The sequence below is a fragment of the Polaromonas sp. P1_E3 genome (assembly GCF_056405935.1).
The window spans coordinates 1-4972 of sequence record NZ_JBFUBD010000207.1 but is presented as its reverse complement, the minus strand read 5'-3'; the positions used below and the strand labels follow the sequence as shown (position 1 = coordinate 4972).

Here is a 4972-nt window from a genome sequence, read left to right as displayed (position 1 = left end):
GTTCACAAGGAGCCCCTCGTTGATAAAAAGTTAATCTGGTTGTCTCTAAAAAATATCTCCCGGGACACTGTCTGGGGGTGTCAGCGGGAGCGGCATGTGCAGTTTTCTGCTGTTACCAATTAGAGCCATGGACTTCTAACCTGTCAATACAGCAGCAAGTTTTTACAACGTGCGGAGGCGGATTCTAGACGGTTTTTCCGCCCTTTCACGGCTTAATCGTAAGCATGATGTGTAATTTTCATGCTTGACAAAAAGTGGCTTTATCAGCCCCCAAGAGCGGCCGCCACGGCCTTTCCAAGGTCCGCCGTTCCGGCTTTTCCGCCCAGGTCAGGCGTACGCGCCGCACCGCTTCCAGGGGCCAGTACCGCCTCAATCGCGGCGAGTATGCCGTCGTGAGCGTCCTTGTGCCCCAGGAATTCCAGCATCATCGCGCCGCACCATATCTGCCCGATGGGATTGGCAATATTGCGCCCGGCGATGTCCGGCGCCGAACCGTGCACGGGTTCGAACAGCGAGGGAAACTTGCGCTCGGGATTCAGGTTGGCGCTGGGCGCAATGCCGATGGTGCCCGTGCAGGCCGGCCCCAAGTCGCTCAGGATATCTCCGAACAGGTTGCTGGCCACCACCACATCGAAAAAGTCAGGGCGCTGCACAAAATGCGCGGTAAGGATATCGATATGAAATTTATCCAGACGGATGGCCGGATAGTTTTTCGCCATCTCTGCCACGCGTTCGTCCCAGTAAGGCATCGAAATGGAAATGCCGTTGGACTTGGTCGCACTGGTCAGGTGCTTCTTGGGGCGTGACTGCGCGAGCTCAAAGGCGAACTTCAGGACGCGGTCCACGCCAACACGGGTGAACACCGATTCCTGCAACACAAATTCACGGTCGGTTCCGGGAAAAGCCCGGCCGCCAATGCTGGAATATTCGCCCTCGGTGTTTTCACGGACGATGTAAAAATCTATTTCACCGGGCTGGCGCGCGCTCCCGTCGCGCCGCACCACCGGCGCAATGATGCCGGGCATCAGCCGCGCCGGCCGCAGGTTGATGTACTGGTCGAACTCGCGCCGGAACAGCAGCAGCGAACCCCATAGCGAGACATGGTCTGCAATTTTCTCGGGCCACCCGACGGCACCGAAGTAAATGGCGTCGTGCCCGCCGATCTGGTCCTTCCAGTTGTCCGGCATCATCTTGCCGTGCTTTTCAAAATAGTCCCAGCTTGAGAAGTCGAAATGGTCAAACTGCAGGTCAATGCCGTACTTGACGGCCGCGGCCTCCAGCACACGCACGCCTTCTGGCATGACCTCCTTGCCGATGCCATCTCCTGCGATGACGGCGATGCGTTTTTTCCCGGTGTTCCTGTTCATGATGTTTCCTTTGAATGGGTAGTTGACTCAGATTGACCCATGGAGGGCGGCTGGTTCGGATTTGAAGAAATGGAGTGCTTCTGCCAGCAGCAACGCCGGTGCTTCTTCCGCAATGTAGTGGCCGCAAGGCAGGTTCCGGCCCGAGACATTTTTAGCCCTGTCCTGCCAAAGGCTCACCACATCAAAGCATTGGCCTACCGCGCCATGGTCGCCCCACAGCACCCGCAGCGGCTGAGCCAGGCGCAGGCCGGCAGTGATGTCCGCGCGGTCGTGCACCAGGTCGACCGTGGCAGAGGCCCGGTAGTCTTCGCAGATACTTTGAGCGGTGCCGGGGATTTGCGCGCAGCGTTCGTACTCGGCCAGCGCGGCTGGCGCGAAAGCCGCCAGGCCCGCATGGCGTTTTCCCATCACATTGCGCACATACCGCACCGGATCCGACTCGATCAATGCTTCGGGCAAAGGCGGCGGCTGGATCAGGAAAAACCAGTGCCAGTAAGCGCGCGCAAAGGCATCCGTCGTGTTGTCATACATGGCCAGCGTGGGCGCAATGTCCAGCAGCATCAGCCGGTCAACCGCGCCGGGGTGATCGGCCGCAAGACGGTGCGCCACACGCGCACCGCGGTCGTGCGCGAGCACCTGGAACCGCTCAAAACCATGGTGGCGCATGGCCGCGACGGCATCCAGCGCCATCGCGCGTTTCGAATAGGCTTCATGCGCGGAGTCACCGGCAACCCGCGCGGAGTCGCCATAGCCGCGCAGGTCCATCATCACGACGGTGAAATTTTTCGCGAGCTCTGGGCCGACGAGGTGCCACATCGCATGGGTTTGCGGATGCCCGTGCAGCAACAGAAGCGGCATCCCGGCCCCTCCCCGCAGGGTGTGCAGTTGGCCGGCAGGGCCGTCGACGTCACACGAAACAAAATTCTCAAACATCAATTTTTCTGTCTTGGTTCAAATTCAGGGTCATCCTGGGGCATCTCGGGTGGCCGGTTTTGACGGCATCGCCTGAACTTTGAACGATTGCCGGAGCCCTGCATGATTTTGTAGAACAGCGGCATTCAATGCAAGCAATAATCAGGCAATCAATTATTTCCAAAAAGGAACTAATCAATGGATCGCAGTGACCTGGAACTGGTGCTTGCCGTTCGCGACCATGGGAGCCTGGCGGCCGCCGCGCAAAGCCTGGATGTTGCGGCGCCGGCAGTCACCAAGCGGCTTGCCGCGCTGGAGGCCAGGCTGGGCCAGCGGCTGTTCCAGCGCACGACACGGCGCGTCAGCCCGACGGCCGAAGGTGAAACCGTCTGTGCGCGCGCCACCCTGCTGCTGCAGGGCTTCGAGGCACTTGAAGCGGAGCTCCAGGAGCGAAAAGCAGAGCCCACCGGGCTGATCCGGCTCGCCGCAACTTTTGGGTTCGGCCGCCTCTGGCTGGGACCCGCGCTGGCGCAGTTCCAGGAGCGTTACCCGCGTGTCGAAATACAGCTGGAGCTCACCGAGCATTTGCCTGATCTCGCACTGGACGGCTACGACGGCGCCATCTGGCTCTGGTCGATACAGGGCCGGCAGGCAGCGCAGTGGGTGTCGCGCCGCCTTGCCCGCAACCAGCGCATTTTGGTGGCCTCACCCCGCTACCTCAAGCAGCGTGGCGCACCTGACAGCCCCGAGGCCTTGCAGGATCACGCCTGCCTGATCGTTCGCGAAAACGGCAATGCCCCGGGGCAGCGCTTTGACGTGTGGCCGCTGCACAAGGACCGCGACAAAACACCCGTGCGCGTTCGCGTGCATGGCCCGTTGGCCAGCAACTCAGGGGAGCTGGTGCGCGACTGGTGCCTGGAAGGCCGCGGCATCATGCTGCGCAGCCTCTGGGATATCGCACCGCACCTGGCATCAGGCAGGCTCGTGCGCGTGTTGCCGGCTTACTCGATGCCCGATGCCGACATTCATTGGCTGGCACCTTACCGCACAGGCCAGCCGCGCCGCATCCGGCTGCTGATTGACCATCTGGTCGCACAGTTTGCGGAAGCTCCCTGGAAAACTACCCTGCCGCCGGCTTCGCGGCCCGCACCACGAGGCTCACGCCCAGCGCCGTGAGCGCGGTCCCGGCAATCGTGCTTAGCGTAATCGGTTCGTCAAACAGCAGCCATGCCATCAGGGCCGTCGTTGGCGGAACCAGATACAGCAGGCTGGTCACGGCTGTTGCCGCGCCACGCTGGATCAAAAGGTAAAGCAGAGAGCTTCCTCCGAGCGTGAGCACGAGCACCGACCACGCCATGGCGCCCAGAACCTGGTGGTTCCAGGTGATCGCTTCAGTTTCAAACAGCGCAAGCGGCAGGGTCACCACGAAAGCCGCGGCCAGCTGAATGGCGTTGGCACTGCGCACATCCGCAGGTTTCACAAACCTCTTCTGGTAGAGGGTTCCCGCGGTGATGCTGAACAACGCGAAGACCGTGCACGCCAGTGTGAGGGACGTTACTTCATGGCCCGAGCCAAACTTGCGCGAAACCACCAGTAACAGCCCGCCGAGCCCGAGCGCCAGGCCGGCCCACTGGCGCGAAGTGACCCTGGCCTCGCCGCCAGTTACCCCGGGCGTGGAAATCCACGAAACCCAGAGCGCAGTCAGAACAGGTTGAAGCCCGACGATAAGGGCCGTCAACCCGGAACCCATGCCCGACTTCACGGCAATCCAGACGCCACCCAGATAAGCGGCGTGCATCAGCACACCGGTGACGGCCAGATGCAGCCATTGCACCCGACCTCGCGGCCACGCTGCGCGGCCCAGCACGATCCAGACAAGAAAGCAGAGTATCGAGAGAAGAAAGCGGATCGCCAGGAAAGTCAGCGGCGGCGCATAGGGCAAGCCGTACTTGGCGACGATAAAGCCGGTGCTCCAGATCAGGACGAACACGGCGGGCATGGCCCGGATCAGCGCACCGGGTGACGAGGTGGAGCTCAAAACTTCAGTTTCAGGGCAGCAACGCTATTTGGCCCTGGCCCGGATTTCCGGAATGGCTTTTTGCAGGTAATAAATCATGGACCACACCGTCRGGATGGCGGAGATCCAGATCAGCCATGTACCCCACAGATGCGTGTTGATCACGCCGAACAGCACGCCATCGAACAGCAGGAAAGGGATGGCAATCATTTGCACCGTGGTCTTGACCTTGCCGAGCATGTGCACGGCCACACTCTTGGTCGCGCCAATCAGGGCCATCCATTCACGCAGTGCGGAAATGGCGATCTCGCGGCCAATGATGATGAGCGCCACAAACACATCGGCACGCTGCAGGTGCACCAGTACCAGCAATGACGCGCAGACCAGGAACTTGTCGGCCACCGGGTCGAGGAAGGCCCCGAAGGAAGATGTCTGGTTCAGCTTGCGCGCCAGGAAGCCGTCCAGCCAGTCGGTGGCGGCAAACACCACAAACATCACGGTGGCGATCAGGTTGCGCTCGGCAGGTGCAAGGTTCAGGTAGAACACCCCCACGATCAGCGGAATCGCAACGATGCGGGTCCAGGTCATCAGCGTGGGAATGGTCAGAAACTTTCACCGCTGCTGGGCATGATGTGGTTGTGAAACGCACCGCCGAGTTCAGGCTCGTTGCGAACGC

Annotated in this window: 5 protein-coding genes; 1 reads left to right on the top strand and 4 read right to left on the bottom strand. The window is 61.0% G+C overall.

The window, feature by feature from the left end; translation table 11 throughout:
* Positions 1-263: 263 nt before the first annotated feature.
* Positions 264-1367, bottom strand: coding sequence for a tartrate dehydrogenase (locus AC1D0Z_RS15975; protein WP_477659204.1), 1104 nt, complete (start codon positions 1365-1367; stop codon positions 264-266).
* A 27-nt stretch (positions 1368-1394) separates the two neighbouring features.
* Complete coding sequence (locus AC1D0Z_RS15970; RefSeq protein WP_477659203.1) at positions 1395-2300, bottom strand: alpha/beta fold hydrolase; 906 nt, start codon at positions 2298-2300, stop codon at positions 1395-1397.
* 177 nt (positions 2301-2477) lie between these two features.
* Between AC1D0Z_RS15970 and AC1D0Z_RS15965 the strand changes: the two genes are divergently transcribed.
* Positions 2478-3455, top strand: coding sequence for a LysR family transcriptional regulator (locus AC1D0Z_RS15965; protein WP_477659202.1), 978 nt, complete (start codon positions 2478-2480; stop codon positions 3453-3455).
* On the opposite strand, the gene AC1D0Z_RS15960 is transcribed toward AC1D0Z_RS15965, so the two are convergent.
* Together AC1D0Z_RS15960 and pgsA are read right to left on the bottom strand one after the other, a co-directional pair.
* The gene (locus tag AC1D0Z_RS15960; protein WP_477659206.1) at positions 3400-4278 is read right to left on the bottom strand and encodes a DMT family transporter; all 879 of its coding nucleotides are present in this window, start codon (positions 4276-4278) and stop codon (positions 3400-3402) included. The genes AC1D0Z_RS15965 and AC1D0Z_RS15960 overlap by 56 nt on opposite strands.
* A gap of 63 nt (positions 4279-4341) precedes the next feature.
* Entirely contained in the window at positions 4342-4902 is a 561-nt protein-coding gene (pgsA, locus tag AC1D0Z_RS15955; RefSeq protein ID WP_477659205.1) for a CDP-diacylglycerol--glycerol-3-phosphate 3-phosphatidyltransferase, read from the bottom strand.
* Between the last annotated feature and the right edge of the window lie 70 nt (positions 4903-4972).